Origin of the sequence: Pseudoalteromonas sp. B131b, assembly GCF_037162545.1 — a bacterium.
In the GTDB taxonomy this organism is placed as follows: domain Bacteria; phylum Pseudomonadota; class Gammaproteobacteria; order Enterobacterales; family Alteromonadaceae; genus Pseudoalteromonas; species Pseudoalteromonas fuliginea.
Genome location: NZ_JARLUZ010000001.1, coordinates 474,655 through 490,908, shown reverse-complemented (window position 1 = coordinate 490,908; position 16,254 = coordinate 474,655). Strand labels below are relative to the sequence as shown.

Genomic DNA, 16,254 nt, shown 5'->3' with positions numbered 1-16,254 from the left:
TCAATAATTATCAGAGGCTTAATTTTTCAGTCTGTTTTTAGTTTTGTTATATTAACGATAGATTAACCAAAACAGCAATTATCTAGCTATTTTCACAATGTGAGAAAGTTTTACCGATGAGTCTGTAAATAGTTACACGGCTATAACATGAAATGAGTTGATTTAAATTCCCAACTCATTGAATTTAAATGTTAAATTTAGTTGGCCTAAAGTTCGCATTAGTTAAAGTGTCTTTAATCAAAAGGAGAAAGATTATGAAAACATTTAACAAATCTATTATCGCGGCTTTAGTTCTTGGTACTACGGCTATGAGTGCCCAAGCAAACAGCTGGGAAAACGAAAGTAAAGATGCTTGGATTGATGGTAAGGCAGAAACAGTGCTACTTATGAACACTAATCTAAACAACTTTGACATTAACACTGATGTAAAAAATGGCAAGGTAGTACTTACAGGTAAAGTTGATAGCGAAATTGAAAAAGAGTTAGCAGAAGAACTTGTACTTAGCCTAGATGGCGTATCCGATGTTGAAAACAGCCTGACTGTTGTAAAAAACATGGATACCAAAAACACAGACAAAGACATGATGGATGATGGTGATAACGACCTAACAGACGCTAAAATCACCACCGTAATCACAACACGCTTCCTATTTGACTCAGAAGTTGGTGGTACAGACATCGATGTTGATACCGATAACGGTATTGTAACTCTAAACGGTTCTGTAGAATCTGAAGCTGAAAAACAGCTAGCGGTTAAAATTGCCAAAAATGCTGAAGATGTGCGCGACGTGGTAGATAAATTATCTATCGTTGCTGAATAATGCACTATACTCAAAGCCCAGTGAATCTGGGCTTTTTGTTTTTTAATTTTAAAGGAGTTAAGTTATGGATATCATTCGTATAATATTGTCAGTTTTATTACCGCCACTAGGTGTATTTTTGCAAGTAGGCTTAGGTATGCATTTTTGGTTAAATATTTTATTAACACTGCTAGGTTATTTCCCAGGGTTAATACACGCCATTTATATTATTGCTAAAAAGTAACGTTGTGTTATTTGTATTATTAGTTGTGTAAGTCAATTTTAAATACAGCTTAAATAGGCACTTTTAATTGGCTTGCATGAATCCCTTCTCTTAAATTCCCTCATTTTTACACATTACTCCCTCATAAAAGATTACTATTTAAGCAGTTAGCTTACTGATTGTTAAAATAAAGGTTTTTAGTAGTGACAAGCCCCCAAAAAGTTTTTATACTGCAACCCGCTTTAGTCGCTCTGTGACTGAACGCTTCAAAAATTAACTGCCTAGCAGTTATATAAAAGTTGGCCCCTTAGCTCAGTTGGTTAGAGCACACGACTCATAATCGTTAGGTCCCCAGTTCGAGTCTGGGAGGGGCCACCACTTTTCAAAGCTTTCCAAGTAAATACCTACTAACCGAAATTACCCTGTGCTACCTCTGTGCTACCTCTGTGCTACTTTTTATTCTAGCAAATTAATTTTATAGAGTAACTTTTGAATTTCAGGTAAATAAAAGGAATATTCGTCTAAATTGCTATTCATAGGTCTTGAAGTAAATTGAATGCGAATTTTTATGTTTAGAAGTCATTCAATTATTGCTAGCAATTTGCTAAAAGTATGCGATCCAATTACTAGATGATATAGCTAAACTACATTTATTTTAGTAAGTTAAAAGTATAGAGTTACTTTAAGGAGTTGCTATGGGAAAGCAAAGCGGGGATTCAGTGAGCAAGTTTGAAGTATATAAAATAGCACTGGATACTAGGAACATGGAAATAGAGCTGTTTTGGAAGCGATCAAACTACTTTTTAGTGTTAAATACAGCTGTTGCAGCAGGCTTTTTCTTGAAAGCTGGTGATAGTCACCAGTTACTCCTTGGTTTTTTTGGTCTTGTTGTAGCTATACTTTGGTTGTTCGTTAACATCGGCGGGAAGTTTTGGCAGTCTCGTTGGGAGAGGAGGCTTCATCTTACCGAAGAATCCTTAAATCTCACTAATAAACTATTTTCATCTGATTGGGGTGAAATCAACAACGATGTAAAAGAAAGTATTAGATTTAGTGACCATTCAGGTATTAGAAAACTGTTTGATATGATTTTGCTAAAAAAGCCATCGGTCAGTTTCATGATGGAACTACTTTCTATTACTTTTATAGTATTGTGGTTATCACTGATTACTATGGAAATCTTAAACTTACGGTAAATTGCTAAAGCCACTGCCGGTTCTTTTTTGTACTAGCATTTGCAAACGTAATTCTATCTTTACTACAGGCAGCCGCTAAAGATGTATTGGCACCAATAAGATCGGATATAAGATGATTAAACTAATATTAGACACAAATATATTGCATCAAGAAGGGTTGAACTCTGGTCGAATGCAATTACTAAAAAAATTAATAGATGTTGAATTTGTTCATTTATATATCCCAGAGCTAGTCAAATATGAATTTATAACAAAAAGAACTAATACAACAACAGAAGCTATGCTTAAGTCTGCAAATGGGCTAAAGATAATAGCTCCAAATTTCGAGTTATCTGAAGAGTTTAAAGCTGACTTAAATGAGATTGAAAATTCAATTAGAGCTAAAATAGACCTAGTCGCAGAAGAGATGAATGTAGAATTTAGTGATTGGGCTAAGAATTATCGTGTAACCGAATTGGCATTTAACCCTGAAGACATTAATTCTGTAATGAATGATTACTTCAACGGTAAGGGAGTCTATCGAAGCATAAAAAGTAGAGATGATATACCTGATGCTATGATAAACACATGTATAGAGAAGCTTATTAGTGATGTCGGTGAAGTTTCAATTATAATAAAAGATGGTGTTTTCCGGAAGTACCTAGAGAAAAACTCATCAATCAATATATTTGATAGTTTATCTGATTTCTTTAAGGCCGAAGCTGTTGAAGCATTAAAAGACAAAGCAGAAAAAGTTGAAATTGTTAAAGAGTATTTGGTTAGTGATGAAGCAATTACTTATTTTTATGAATATTTTAGTAATTTAAGTGGTGAAATTAGTTGGATATATTTAGACGATGATGCGCTCTTGAATAAAGAGCTTATAGCTGAACGAGTCTATAATGTTGAAATAAACTCAGAAATAAATGAAAACATCGAAAACCTTTCAATTAATAACCTTTATCCATTAACAGCACAAAACTTTGTTGGTGACCTCTCGTTTGAAATCGATACTACAGTCCATTTTATTACCGATTACAGTACTTACCTAGAAATAGAAAATGATAAAAGCAGAACTGTTGATATAGAGAGTATGAATGGAGATGGTATCTGTGATTTATATGAAGATTATAGAGTGCGCTTTTTTGGACAAATAGAAATAGTTTTTGACGAAAGTTTTGATGAATCAGTTGTTAAGGTCTTAATGAGAAATATTAAGCAAAACGAAGAAACAATTAGAGTTAATTTTGACTTAAAGTCGTGTGAATTAATTTTAGATGAAGATTAATCTTGGGAGAGGATGTAACTAATTTTGTGTAATAGCCTACCTTAAATAAACCTCAGTAACTTCAGCCCTGAAATGACCTAGCTCTTGCGACACAGTTTCGAGAGCTGTTGCTCTACTTAAGCCTAAGTTTTTTAATTCATTCATTCTCTCTTGTGCGTAGCTATGCCTGAGGCCATGACCGCCATTAGAAAAAAAGAGTGTGCGACTAGATGCTTTTGAGAATGAGCATGACCATTTATGACCACCACCAATATCATAACTGTAGTGGTACAGTGATTTTGGCCACCCATTAAGAAAGAAATGTTATGCTAATAAGCATACAAATTTGGGTGAAAAAATGACGAAATTAAAACGCGCAACATATTCAGCGGCAATTAAATTAGAAACGGCTCAGCTTGTAGTAGACCAAGGTTATACGCAAGAAGACGCAGCAAAAGCTATGGGGGTGGGTAAATCAACCGTAAGTAAATGGGTTACTCAATTAAAGCTAGAACGCAATGGTCAGACACCCACAGCTTCACCAATGACGCCCGAACAAATTGAAATCCGCGAACTTAAAAAGCAAATCCAACGCATTGAATTAGAAAAGGATATATTAAAAAAGGCTACCGCTCTCTTGATGTCCGACTCCCTGAACAATTCTCGTTAATCGAGAAGTTAAATCAACGAGAGCGTTATCCAGTTAGTCTGCTGTGTAGCGTATTCAATGTGCATCGCAGCAGCTATAAGTACTGGGCCATACGGGATACAGCGCCGACACCTGAGCAAGCAAGATTAGAGGCTGAAGTAAAAGCAATACATGCGATGAGTGGTGGTTCAGCAGGGGCACGGACAATCGCAGCGATAGCAACGAACAATGATTTTGAATTGAGCCGTTATCGTGCAGCTAAGCTAATGGTTAAATTAAAGCTCGAAAGCTGCCAAGTACCTCAACATTCATATAAACGTGGTGGTAATGAACACCTTGAAATCCCAAACCTGCTTGATAGACAGTTTGATGTTGTTGAGCCGGATACCGTGTGGTGCGGTGATGTGACGTATATTTGGACAGGCAATCGCTGGGCTTATTTAGCCGTGGTTATTGATTTATTTGCACGCAAAGTGGTTGGCTGGGCAATGTCGTTGTCACCAGATACTAATTTAACGCTAAAAGCGCTTGAACTCGCATATGAAAGCAGAGGGAAACCGACAGGACTCATGTTCCATTCAGACCAAGGTAGCCATTATACAAGTTTAAAATATCGTCAACGTTTATGGCGCTATAAAATCACACAAAGTATGAGTAGACGTGGAAATTGTTGGGATAATGCGCCAATGGAGCGATTTTTAGAAGCTTTAAGACGGAATGGATGCCAAAGATTGGATATGGAAACTTTATAGACGCTAAATATAGCGTGAGTGATTACATAAATGGATATTACAACAATGTTAGGCCGCATCATTATAATGCCGGTTTAGCACCAAATGAATCTGAGGTTAGATATCAAGATTCTAAAACTGTGGCCAAAATTAGTTGACCACTACAGTCTAGCGCTGGACGGCTATCAGCTTTACGCTCTGATACTTTGGCTATTGTTAAAAGCTCATACGCTCTTTGCTATTTTTTAACTGAGAGTTAAATACAATTAAATTTTTAGCCACTATTGATGGAAGTGAAATAATGCTGTTTTTAGCAACATTGCTAGTCAAAAGTAAAATTTAAGTGTTTATGTAAATTAATTTATTGTTAGTATTAGGTTATGTTTATTGGAGTTTTGAAAGCCATTCATTCTGGGAATTGTATAGTGCCAAAGTTTCAGTATAAGTTTAAAGCATTCGTTATTGCTACTATTAGCGTATTGCTAGTTATGTTGATTGACTACCCATTAGAGGTTGTTTCTAAAAAAGCTTTTTTGCGCTCTCAAGTAAAGGCTGATTTTAATTGGTTTAAAAGCGATTTAAATAAACAGTTAAAGCAGCTTAATGATTTTTTTGTTGAAAATGACAACCTTACTCCTTCTTGTACCCCAGCAACGTTGTTAGCACTGCGTAAAGCGCACTTTAATATTCAAAATATAGCTGAACTAGGGATTAGAGACCCTAAAGGTAATTTAATTTGTACGAGTTGGCAAAAACTTAAAAAGCCTATGAAAACATCCGGAATTAAACCAACTAAATCTAAACGATTACGCTTTTTTGGGCCTATTGCTGCTAATTTTATTGGTGAAACCGCTTTAATTATCGCTAAAACCAGAAGTGATGGATACGAAATTAATGCATTGCTACCGCAATCGCTGTTAAATCGCCGTATTAATGAACTCGATAGAAATTATACTTATGTTGCTACTGTTGATGCTAGAAAAGGTAAAGTAGTAACAGTGGTTGGGGATTATACTTTACCGATTAACTACCCGCTATTTCCATTAACAAAACCGCTTACTGTAAAAGGTGTCGTATTTGATGATGCAAAAAAACATTTTTTAATTATTGAGCCACTGAAATATTTACCACGCCTTGCCTTAATGATAGCGATTGATGAAAACGTACTATACGAAGATGTGTATTACCCCTCATATAGCCATGTTGCTTTGTATATCATTATTTTTTTGTTGATTTTCATTTTTACTGAGGTGTATCAACAAAACTACCAAAGTAGAAAAAGTGAATTGCGAAATTATTTAAAACAAGGGCGTTTTGTTAATTATTATCAACTCATTTGGGATTCGAATATAAAACAGTTTGCTGGGGCTGAAACATTGGTTCGTTTAAAGCATCCTATTGAAGGTGTTTTAACACCAAATCGTTTTTTACCTGATATCGAAAGCAATCACCTGAATATAAGCCTTACCTATGCTGTAATTAAAAACTTAATAGCAGACTCCGCAGAGTTAATTGGTTGGGATAGCAATATAAAAATAAACATTAATATTACAGGTGAGCATTTAAAGGATGCTTATTTTAAACAGTTAGTTTTTGCGTTAAACGCTGTTATTCCTCACTTGGTTCTGGAGCTGACAGAAAATGAGTTAATTGATTTAGACGATCAAGAAGTCATTCAGACTATGCAAGACTTCAAAGATCAAAATATTCTAATTGCAATTGATGACTTTGGAACTGGTTATGCGGGCTTACAGTACCTCAAGGCATTGCCTTTAGACATATTAAAAATTGATAGAAGTTATGTCAGTGCTATAGGCACTGAGTCACAACTGGCTATTTTGCTTGATGCATTAATTGAGCTTGCTAAAACGATTGGAATTGATGTTGTTGCTGAGGGGGTTGAAACCCAAGAGCAAGCTGATTACCTTTTATCAAAAGGGGTATTTTTACACCAAGGTTGGCTTTATCACAAAGCGAGCCCTGTGAGTCAGATTATTGGTAACCTTGAGAAGCGCATACTTTAAATTTAAAAAAGTTTTGTGCAACAGTAATGCAGCGTCATCGAATGTTTACTCGTTTTCTAAAAATACGTTCTAATTTTTACGATATACATCATGATCCATATCGTAAATATTGACGCTTAAGCTATCAGAGTCTCTGCAGTAGGTTTTTAAACATGCGAGTAGGTGCTCACTTAACATTTGTTTTTGTTCTACCGTTCGCCCTGCCATTATATGCACTTGAATATGAATAAACCCTTCTTTACCTATACCTAGTTGGTATTGTTGATATGCAATTGCGCGTGTTTTAATTGTTTCTAAATCAAAAAGTCCGCTTTCAAAAGTACTGTTATGAATTTTCTCTACTAGTACTTGTGGTAAAACAGGGAGGTCTTCTGAGTGTTCAATAATAATATGCGGCATTTAGGCGTTTCCTATTATGAGTTACTGCATTAGCGAGGGTTAATTGTATCAAATACAACAGGGTTCGCTAAACCTAGGGCTATCTAAAATCTTTACTTTAAACTAATTTAGTCGTATTTATTTTTGATGTTAGTATAAAACAAACAGGTGAACCTTTGCTTAGTGACGTAGATGCTAAGTTACCTATTATAGATAAGGATAAGTATGAAATTACCACAAAAATTTAAACGTTTAGCTTTACTTGCAGGTGCGGTAGTTACGTTGAGTGCTTGCTCTGATGATGTTGCGTCGGTAAGCCTTGGGTTATTTACAACTAAAGATGTCGTGGTTAATTCGCAGCAAGATCCGATTATTAAAGGTGTTACGTGCCACATTAGCCATATTGAAGCTGATTTAGACTTTTCTGATCCGTCTGATATGTCAATTGCGTGTCGACAAACGGGGCCTATTACAGCGCAGCAGCTACAAGAAATTGACCGAAGTAAGTCGGGCGAGGTGGTATTTAAATCATCTAAAAGTATTTTATTTAAATCTTTAAAGGTGCGTCGTATTTACGATGCTGAAAACCGCACCTTATTGTATTTATCGTACTCAACGAAAGAATCCAGTGGCAGCCATCATCATGCGCTATCAACAGTGCCGCTATACAATACTCAAGCGTGGGAATGGGCGCTTACACAAAAAACTAAACTAGCACCTAAAACTTATAAGAGCACCTTATGTTAGCTTTATTTAAATCGGCACCATTATTGGAAGATCAAGAACAGCAATGGCTTATTGATACGTTTATTTGGGCGGTAGAGAATTTTGATGCGGAGTACTTTACTAAGCAAACAAAAATAATATTGCCGACAGCAGCGTTTTTTCCTGATTCGGTATCAAGTATTGAAGAAATGGCGACTAACGTTTTTACCCGCGTTACTAATTATGCAGGTATGAGCGCGTGGCCTATTCAGTTAGTTGCGCCTCAGCAATTGCAGCCTCAGGTTTTTCCACACTTTGAATTTAGCAATGAAATACGTGGAGAAGGCAGTCATTTAATTGTGCCGCCAAGCCATAAGGTCAGCATTTCTTTTAATCCTAATCAGATTAATCAACCACAAGATTTAGTAGCAAGTTATGCGGGTACTCTGGCCACCATACTTATTCATCACGTTGGGGTGCTACCGCCAGGTGGTAGGGAGTATTTACCACAAGCTGCCGATGCGCTTGCCTGTTTTTTAGGGTTTGGTGTGATGATGAGCAACACGGTGTATCAGTTTAAAGGGGTTGTGGCTCTTGTTATAATCCATACGCTAACCGTGAAGCTAAGTTAAGTGAAACACATACGGTATTTATGCATGCCCTTATTAGCTACTTTAAAAACGATAAAGTCTCTAAAAAACACTTAAAACCGCATCTGCGTGGTCAGTTTAAAAAAGCACAAAAAGAAATTAAAGCATTGGTAAATAACTCGGCCAACCCGCTGTTATTAGCTTATTCGCCAAACTAGCAAGGACTTGCGTGGAATACTTAGATGAATTTTTACTGATTGTTATTGCTCATTTTTTTGCAGTAGCAAGCCCTGGGCCTGACTTTGCCGTTGTGCTCAAGCAAAGTGTGCAACAAGGTAGGGGCAATGCATTATGGACAAGCGCCGGTGTTGGCGCTGCTATTTTACTGCACGTTGCCTATTGCGTGTTAGGTGTAGCGCTTGTTTTAACGCAATCGCCTAGTTTATTTATGACACTTAAGTACCTTGCTGGTGCATATTTAGCGTATTTAGGCGTACAAGCTCTTAGATCTGCAAAACCGCCTGCAAGTAATGAAGGCGAGGCTGCAAAAGATATTGAAAACAAAACCGTTCAAGAGGAACCTGTTTGGGTTGCTTTTAGACGCGGCTTTTTCACCAATGCATTAAACCCAAAAGCCACGTTATTTTTTATGTCGTTATTTACACTCGTGATTAGTCCAACAACACCTACTAGCGTGCAGGTCGTTTATGGCGTGTACATGGCACTGGCTACTTGGGTGTGGTTTTCAATGCTTTCAATAATGCTTTCTCGAGATAATGTAAGGGGCTTTTTCCAGCAGCGCGGTTATTGGTTTGACCGTGGAATTGGCGTTATTTTAATTGCCCTTGCAGTACGTGTTGTTATTTAACTTATTTAAAAAGCGCAGGAGATAAAATGCCGTTATATAATTTTTCGTTTGGCTCTAATATGTCATCTAACCGTTTGTTGGCGCGTTTACCGAATGTAAAGCGTGTAGGAACAGCGGTACTTGAAGGTTACGAGCTTACTTTTGATATGTTATTTAAAGATGGCTCAGGTAAGTGCAGTATTTGCCCAAGCAATAAAGAAGATGCGTTGGTTTATGGCGTTATTTATGAGCTTAATGAAGAAGAGAAAACCATTTTAGACAGTATTGAGGGCGCAGGTTACGACTGCGTAGATATAACCCCAACGCTTTTAACGGGTGAGACTGTAGCCGCACATTGTTATATAGCTAATACCCATGACAGCGATGTACTCCCATATGATTGGTACATAAAACACGTTCATCGCGGCGCACTTGAAGCAGGCGTACCAAAAGAATACAGTGATGCAATACTCAATAGGCCGCACAAAAGCGATACCAATAAAGAGCGTGCCGAAATTGAATTTGCAGTTCATCAAAAATAATAAAATAGGATTGATATGAAATTAACCAAATTAGCCGCAATTGCATTACTAGCAAGCACTACGTTTAGTAGCTGGGCACAAGTCGATACCAACAAAATTGACGACGTTATTAAAGCGTCAATGGCACGTTTTGACGTACCCGGTATGGCAGTCGCCATTGTTGAAAACGATAAAGTGATATTTGCTAAAGGCTTTGGTGTAACTAATCTCGATACCAACAAAAAAGTAAACAAAGATACCTTGTTTGGTATTGCTTCAAACACGAAAGCGTTTACAACTGCAGCACTTGCCAAGTTGGTTGATGAAGGAAAATTAAGCTGGGATGACCGCGTAATTGATCATTTACCAGAGTTTAGATTGTACGACTCGTACGTAACACGCGAGATGCGTATTCGTGATTTATTAAGTCATCGCAGTGGGCTAGGGCTTGGGCAAGGCGATTTAATGATTTGGCCAAGCACGGATAAGCCCGTTGATGAAATTTTAGCGGGGTTACAGTATTTAAAACCAGCGAGCAGCTTTCGTAGTAAGTACGCTTATAACAACTTGATGTTTGTTACCGCTGGCGAAGTGGTTGCACGTGTGTCGGGTATGAGCTGGAACGATTACATCGAAAAAAATATATTACAACCGCTGCACATGGATAACTCACGCGCAGGTTTTTCACGCATCCCAAAAAGCAACACTAACTGGGCAACAGGTCATATTCCTATGGATGGCTCACTTCATCCCTTTTTTGTGAACTACCTAGAAGACTTTAGAGGCGCAGGCGCCATCGCTTCAAGTGTAAGCGATATGAGTCAATGGCTTCGTACGCAATTAGCGGGCGGTAAAATGCCTAATGGCGAGCAGCTGTTTAGCGAAAAGCAACAAGCGCAAATGTGGCACCCACATATTACGTCTATGGCATCTAAAAGCGCGTTTGAGTCGTACCATCAGCAGTTTAGAGGATATGGGCTAGGTTGGAGCATTGAAGACTACCACGGCTTTAAAAAGTTAGGTCACGGCGGTGGTATTTTAGGTATGGTATCGCAAGTTACTTTATTGCCTGAGAAAAAACTCGGTATTGTTATTTTATCTAACCAACAAGCTTTTGGTGCGCTTTCGGCGGTAACCCATGAAGTACTTGAAGATGCGCTTGAACTTGAAGATAAAGACTGGGTAGAAGATCTAGCTAAAAGCCATTTTGAAAGAAAACAAAAAGCGTACGCTAATGCAAAACCAGAAGCACCTGCTGACTACCAGCCACAATTACCAAATATTAATTACACCGGTACATTGCACGACAATTGGTATGGTGATGTGATTATTGAGCAGCTCGATAGTAAATTACACATTGATTTTACGCATACTAAACGTTTAAAAGGCACACTTGAGCACTACACTGGCAATACATTTATTGTTAAGTGGGATGAAAAGCTACTTGAAGCAGATGCGTTTATTACCTTTGATATGGATGTTAGTAATCGTGTAAACAGCGCTAAAATGCGTGCAGTATCAACACAAGTGACCGACTTTAGCTTTGATTTTAGAAACCTGCATTTAAAAGCAAAGTAGTTAATAGTTTTGATATTTAAAGTGTTGATATAAACCAAAGTCGCAAAGCCACCAGCCGGTGGCTTTGTTATATTAAGTTTTTACACCTTGTAAGGGACTTTTTATGCGTACCGCTGTTATTTCTCATCCTCATTGCCGTAAGCATAAAATGATAGACGACCATCCTGAGTGCCCAGAGCGCTTAGATGCAATAACCGACAGATTATTAGCCAGCGGTGTAGATGTTGGCTTAACACACCTGCAAGCACCTAAGGCCGAGCGTGAGCATTATTTACTTGCTCACGATGAAGCTTTAGTTAAACACGTAGAAACTACACTACCAACCGAAGGACTCGCTAATTTAGATGGCGATACTTGGCTGTGCCCCGATTCGTTTAAAGCGATTGAGCGTGCAGTAGGTGCAGGATTGTTAGCTGTTGATGAAATACTTGCCGATAAACTCGATGCTGCTTTTTGCTCAGTACGCCCGCCAGGACACCATGCTAATAAAGCGTCATCATCTGGGTTTTGTGTGTTTAATAACTTAGCTATTGCCGTTAAGTACGCACAAAGCAAAGGGGTTAAACGCATTGCTATTGCGGATTTTGATGTACACCATGGTAATGGCACACAAGACATTTTTATTGATGACGAAAATGTACTGCTTTGTTCGTTATTTCAGTATCCGTTTTACCCAAATACAGCAGTTAAAAATAATAGCCATATAGTTAATTCCCCTCTGCCAATTGCTAGTAATGGCGACGACCTAAAAGACGTGTTTACTGGGCAATGGTTACCAAAATTAAAAGCGTTTAAGCCTGAATTGCTTTTTATAAGCGCAGGGTTTGATGCGCACCTAGAAGATGATATGGCAAGCTTAAAGTTTGTTGAAAGTGACTACATTTGGCTCACCGAGCAGCTATGCAGTGTGGCAAAGGAGGGCGGTTGCAAAGGGGTTATTTCGTATTTAGAAGGTGGCTATGCGCTATCAGCGTTAGGTCGCAGTGCTGTAGCGCATATAAAAGTGCTTACTGAGGTTTAAATAATAAGAGTGTTTATAGCCCTAGTAAATCAAACGCCTGCGCTGTGCTTAGGGTTTTTATTTTACCAAGGCAACATTGTCCTTCATTTAATAAGTAAGCTGTAACAAGCTGTGCTAGCTGCTCGCCATTCAATTCAGGGCAAACAGTGCCTTGTAAATTAAGGTAGTCACCTTGCTTATTAAGTACTCGCACATCGCTTAGCTCACTTTGCATAACGCTGTGTAAGCACTCTTGTTGCTCTTTTTGGTTTTGAGCTATCTCAAGCTCATTATAAATAACCAATAACTGTGGGTAGCTGTTTAACATAGCCCGTTAGCCTACGGTTACTTCATAAGACGTAAATTTACGAATATTAATAACGCCTTTTTCAAAGATTAGGTACTGACCTTTAATACCTTGTAAAACACCACCTACAACAGGGTCTTTATCAAAGTTAAATGAGCTGATTTTTGTTGGGTATTCGGTTACTGGAAAATCTAAATCAACCACATCTTCGTCAAGTTGCTCTATTGCTGTTGCGCCAAATAACTCACTTAGCTCGTTTAGTTTTTCGCTAATTTGTGGAATTAGTTCGGCTGCGGCTGCTTTTAAATCAAGTGCGTCGTTTTGACCTTTTAGCATATTACGCCAATTAGTTTTGTCGGCAATAAATTCAGCCAAAGCAACTTCCACTAAACCCGATTGCAGGCGAGTTTGCACTTTAAAAATAGGTAATGCCTGAGTAGCGCCTTGATCCACCCAACGAGTCGGTATTTGTGTGTGGCGGGTAATACCTACTTTTAATCCAGAGGTGTTAGCGAGATACACATAGTGTGGGATCATGCAATTTTCTTCGCCCCACTGTGGCTCTCGGCAAGTGCCTTGATCGTAGTGGCAAGTTTCTGGTTTCATAATACACATGTCGCAACTAGCGAGCTTGCGCATGCATACAAAACAGTGACCTTGAGAATAGCTTTTTTTGGTTTTTTTACCGCAGTTAGAACATAAAATAGTGCCACTAAAGGTGAGCGTAAGCTCCTTACCTATAAATGCATTTAAGTCTACTAAGTGCTCACCTACAGGTAAGTGATATTGTACTGGTTCGGTTAAACTCGATTTTAGTTTACGCAGTGTGCCTTGCATCTTTACTTGGCCCCTAAAGATGTTAAAAAGAGGAGTCTAACATTTTTAAGCTATATTGGCTTTTTAAGAAGTGTAAATAGTCGGTGTAAGGCAGTGCTTTTGCGTATAAATAACCTTGGGCAGAATCAGCATTCATGTCTTTAAGTAAGTGATGAATCTCCTGAGTTTCTACCCCCTCAATTGTTATTGATAAATTAAGGTTGTGCGCCATATCAATGGCTGTTTGTACAATAACTTGATGAGTGGGGTTATTAGGTAAATCAAAAACAAACGACTTATCTATTTTTAGTTCACTAAAATGGTAGTTAACTAAGTAGTTAAGTGATGCGTAACCTGTACCAAAGTCGTCTAAAACAACGTTAATGTCTAATGCCGATAATTCATCAACTAATTTAATGAGTGCATCTTGACTCTCTACAAAAGCTGATTCGGTTAGTTCAAACTTAAGTAAACGAGCCGGTACTTGGTATTTAATGAGTATATTTTCTACTTTTTCAGCTAAGTTATTTATGGTCAAGTTTTTAGCGCTGAGGTTGACGCTAATAGTATGATTGATGTAACCATTTTTTGTTAGTTCGGCAATATCTTTACACGCTTGTTCAATGACCCACAGTGTTAGTTCGTTAATAATACCTGTATGTTCAGCAAGAATTACTAACTCTTCAATCGGTAAATTATTAAAGGTTGGATCGGGCCAGCGTAGTAAAGCTTCTGCGCCAATTACTTGGTTATTTAATAAATTTATTTGTGGCTGGTAATAGAGTGTAAGTTGATTTGTTTTTATGGCTTTTTGTAGCTTTGCAGCTAAGGAAACGTCCATCATTTGGTTATTCACGTTTGATGATAACCCTACTTGATTAACACTACTTTTTGCTTTTTTAAGTGCTAAATATCCACGTTTTAACCAATACTCAAAGTCGTTAGTTTTACCCGCACAGCTAATGCCAATACTGTAATTAAGTTGCAGGTTTAGCCCTTTTATTTCGTATTGTTTTGGTAAGTTGCTAATTACTTTGGTGAGAAGTGCTTCTAGCATTTCTTGGTTTTGTGTTTTAGTCGAAATACAGGCAAATACGCCGCTATTGAGATCGGCTAATCGAGGGATGGTGTTTAAGTTAGTATCAAGATTTATAAATTCGCGCTCGTGGCTCAATTCTAACTCTAATTCTCTCGCTATATGTTTTATAAGTGCATAGCCTTGAGAAGGGGTAATTATAGTATTAAGAGAGTTAAAGTGGCGTATTTTAATCAAACACAAAGTTGTTGAGCGGTTTTTTGCTTGTAACTCCATAAAGGTTTGCTTGAGCTTAGCACTATTAAGAAGCTTTGTTTGTTGAGTGTGCGTAGCGTGATATAAAGCACGTTCACGCTGATACCTAACTCGGTCTGCTAATGCCATTGCCATTAATATTACTTCGCATAGTATAGCCATTAAAAAGGCGTGGCGTGTGGTAAAGCTATAAGGTAAAAGGCCAGTCAGTTCCATAGGTTGAATCGCCGCGCCAAAAATTAGTGGCACCCATGAAAAAACATAAAATTTAGCCCATCTAAAACCACTACGTAATTTGTTATAAATTAAAATAATACACGCTATATAAAGTAGGCTCATCACTCCAAAAAAATAGGTGCTGCTATATTTTCAGGGATAAAAAGGCTGCTTACAGCAAGAACAAACATAAGCTTAAGTAGCGCTGTACTCATTTTATAGCGCCAGCATTTTTCTTTGTGGTAACGTAAAAACATAATACAGAAGGAGAGTGTAAAAAAAGCAACGCCGTAATTACCAAGTACTATTTTTTCGTGAATAAATAATTGCCATTCCATTGGCCATAAATAAAAGCCAAAACCTAATACCGCTCCCATTAGTATAATAGCGCTAATAATGTAGCCAATATAAATTAAGTAAACTCGGTCTTTTATACCAAAATAAAGAACAAGATTGTACAGTGCAGCCATTAGCAATACGCCAACAAAAATCCCCCAAATCCCTGTTTGCGAACGCACTAAGTCAATAAACTCTTTATCACGATATAAATTTACAGGTGTTTTACTTATACCTATCGTATCTATTTTCATTACGAGTCGTTGTGAGGACTTACTTTCGAGCGAAAAGCGGATATGCGGCACACTGTATTGAAATAAAGTAAGTGCTTGTTCTTTATCTCCGAGCTTATAAGTATCAATTAATTGGTTGTTTTTATTGAGTCGAAAAATAGTTAGGTGATCAACCATGGGGTTATCAAAATGGGCAACAACGTTTTCTTTTTTGAAGCTCTTATTTTCTAAATCGAGAAACAGCCAATAATTTTGTTGAGTAAAACTCCATGGTATTTCCGAAAATTTTTGATGAGTGAGTAACTGCGGCTGGGTTATAACATCGTTAAAAGTAAGGCTCTTAGTTTCATCAATATAGTACGCGTAATCAAGATATACGGGCGCGGTTTTATCAATTGTATATCGTGTAGGCACGACGAGGTTTGATGCCAGTGTACTTATAATAAAAAATATAAGTACTAGTATGGCAACAGCAATTGCATGATAACGTAAAGTTCTTAGTTCCAACGTTTGCGTACTTTTAAAAAAACTTTTAATTAGTGTAGCACTAAAAAAGCGCAGAGAGAC

13 protein-coding genes, 1 tRNA gene and 4 pseudogenes are annotated in these 16,254 nt (G+C 37.6%); 13 read left to right on the top strand and 5 right to left on the bottom strand.

The window, feature by feature from the left end; genetic code table 11:
- The first annotated feature begins 254 nt into the window (after nt 1–254).
- The 5 genes from P4S65_RS02395 to P4S65_RS02375 all read left to right on the top strand — a co-directional run bounded on the left by P4S65_RS02395 (nt 255) and on the right by P4S65_RS02375 (nt 3,486).
- Complete coding sequence (locus P4S65_RS02395) at nt 255–821, top strand: BON domain-containing protein (protein ID WP_007376001.1); 567 nt, start codon at nt 255–257, stop codon at nt 819–821.
- 64 nt (nt 822–885) lie between these two features.
- A complete protein-coding gene (locus P4S65_RS02390) occupies nt 886–1,044 on the top strand; it encodes a YqaE/Pmp3 family membrane protein (protein ID WP_002957822.1) in 159 nt (52 codons plus the stop codon).
- Nucleotides 1,045–1,324: 280 nt separating this feature from the next.
- Nucleotides 1,325–1,401 (top strand) — tRNA-Ile (locus P4S65_RS02385).
- A gap of 317 nt (nt 1,402–1,718) precedes the next feature.
- Nucleotides 1,719–2,219, top strand: coding sequence for a RipA family octameric membrane protein (locus P4S65_RS02380; protein WP_337119505.1), 501 nt, complete (start codon nt 1,719–1,721; stop codon nt 2,217–2,219).
- A 112-nt stretch (nt 2,220–2,331) separates the two neighbouring features.
- Nucleotides 2,332–3,486 carry a PIN domain-containing protein gene (locus P4S65_RS02375; protein WP_337119504.1) on the top strand — a complete coding sequence of 385 codons (1,155 nt, stop codon included), beginning with the start codon at nt 2,332–2,334 and terminating at the stop codon, nt 3,484–3,486.
- A gap of 36 nt (nt 3,487–3,522) precedes the next feature.
- Here the strand turns inward: P4S65_RS02375 and P4S65_RS02370 are convergent.
- A pseudogene (locus tag P4S65_RS02370) lies at nt 3,523–3,756 on the bottom strand (site-specific integrase); the annotation flags it as partial.
- A gap of 67 nt (nt 3,757–3,823) precedes the next feature.
- On the opposite strand from P4S65_RS02370, the pseudogene P4S65_RS02365 reads away from it, so the two are divergent.
- Both P4S65_RS02365 and P4S65_RS02360 read left to right on the top strand, forming a co-directional pair.
- A pseudogene (locus tag P4S65_RS02365) lies at nt 3,824–5,003 on the top strand (IS3 family transposase).
- 267 nt (nt 5,004–5,270) lie between these two features.
- Entirely contained in the window at nt 5,271–6,869 is a 1,599-nt protein-coding gene (locus tag P4S65_RS02360; RefSeq protein WP_337119503.1) for an EAL domain-containing protein, read from the top strand.
- A gap of 69 nt (nt 6,870–6,938) precedes the next feature.
- Here P4S65_RS02360 and P4S65_RS02355 read toward each other — a convergent pair whose 3' ends face one another.
- Complete coding sequence (locus P4S65_RS02355) at nt 6,939–7,268, bottom strand: 5-carboxymethyl-2-hydroxymuconate Delta-isomerase (protein ID WP_007376008.1); 330 nt, start codon at nt 7,266–7,268, stop codon at nt 6,939–6,941.
- Nucleotides 7,269–7,472: 204 nt separating this feature from the next.
- On the opposite strand from P4S65_RS02355, the gene P4S65_RS02350 reads away from it, so the two are divergent.
- The 6 genes and pseudogenes from P4S65_RS02350 (at nt 7,473) to P4S65_RS02325 (ending at nt 12,509) form a co-directional block, all read left to right on the top strand.
- Nucleotides 7,473–7,994, top strand: coding sequence for a CreA family protein (locus P4S65_RS02350; protein WP_337119502.1), 522 nt, complete (start codon nt 7,473–7,475; stop codon nt 7,992–7,994).
- Nucleotides 7,988–8,760: pseudogene (locus P4S65_RS02345) on the top strand (hypothetical protein). The gene P4S65_RS02350 and the pseudogene P4S65_RS02345 overlap by 7 nt, the downstream one beginning before the upstream one ends.
- 11 nt (nt 8,761–8,771) lie before the next feature.
- Entirely contained in the window at nt 8,772–9,410 is a 639-nt protein-coding gene (locus tag P4S65_RS02340; RefSeq protein ID WP_337119501.1) for a LysE family translocator, read from the top strand.
- Between the two features lie 26 nt (nt 9,411–9,436).
- Nucleotides 9,437–9,931, top strand: a complete 495-nt coding sequence (locus P4S65_RS02335) for a gamma-glutamylcyclotransferase family protein (protein ID WP_337119500.1) — start codon at nt 9,437–9,439, stop codon at nt 9,929–9,931.
- A gap of 15 nt (nt 9,932–9,946) precedes the next feature.
- Nucleotides 9,947–11,488, top strand: coding sequence for a serine hydrolase (locus P4S65_RS02330; protein ID WP_337119499.1), 1,542 nt, complete (start codon nt 9,947–9,949; stop codon nt 11,486–11,488).
- Nucleotides 11,489–11,591: 103 nt separating this feature from the next.
- Nucleotides 11,592–12,509 carry a histone deacetylase family protein gene (locus tag P4S65_RS02325; RefSeq protein ID WP_337119498.1) on the top strand — a complete coding sequence of 306 codons (918 nt, stop codon included), beginning with the start codon at nt 11,592–11,594 and terminating at the stop codon, nt 12,507–12,509.
- Between the two features lie 13 nt (nt 12,510–12,522).
- Here the strand turns inward: P4S65_RS02325 and P4S65_RS02320 are convergent, their stop codons facing one another.
- The 3 genes and pseudogenes from P4S65_RS02320 to P4S65_RS02310 form a co-directional block, all read right to left on the bottom strand.
- Nucleotides 12,523–12,816, bottom strand: a complete 294-nt coding sequence (locus P4S65_RS02320) for a hypothetical protein (RefSeq protein ID WP_337119497.1) — start codon at nt 12,814–12,816, stop codon at nt 12,523–12,525.
- A 6-nt stretch (nt 12,817–12,822) separates the two neighbouring features.
- Nucleotides 12,823–13,632 (bottom strand): DUF2797 domain-containing protein, encoded by an 810-nt coding sequence (locus P4S65_RS02315; RefSeq protein WP_337119496.1) that lies wholly within the window; start codon nt 13,630–13,632, stop codon nt 12,823–12,825.
- A gap of 22 nt (nt 13,633–13,654) precedes the next feature.
- Nucleotides 13,655–16,194 (bottom strand): annotated as a pseudogene (locus P4S65_RS02310) (EAL domain-containing protein).
- Nucleotides 16,195–16,254 lie beyond the last annotated feature (60 nt).